Source organism: Olsenella uli (genome assembly GCF_016899935.1).
Taxonomy (GTDB): Bacteria; Actinomycetota; Coriobacteriia; order Coriobacteriales; family Atopobiaceae; genus Thermophilibacter; species Thermophilibacter uli_B.
In genome coordinates this window covers 1-230 of sequence record NZ_JACJJK010000128.1, presented here as the reverse complement: position 1 = coordinate 230, position 230 = coordinate 1, and the positions used below count along the sequence as shown (strand labels likewise).

Annotated in this window: 1 rRNA gene; it reads right to left on the bottom strand. The window is 53.0% G+C overall.

Annotation, left to right across the window (positions count from 1 at the left end):
- A 23S ribosomal RNA gene (locus tag H6A07_RS10130) occupies positions 1–230 on the bottom strand; the annotation flags it as partial.

The window sequence follows — 230 nt, the reverse complement described above, 5'->3', positions numbered from 1 at the left end:
ACCCTGAGTCGACGAGCGTTGCTCAGGAAACCTTAGGCTTTCGGTGGAACAGATTCTCACTGTTCTTTTCGCTACTCATACCGGCATTCTCTCTTGTGTATCCTCCAGCGCTCCTTACGGTACACCTTCAGTCGAATACACAACGCTCCCCTACCCAGAATTATTCATCCTGCCACGACTTCGGTTCTGTACTTGAGCCCCGGACATCTTCGGCGCAAGGCCTCTCGACC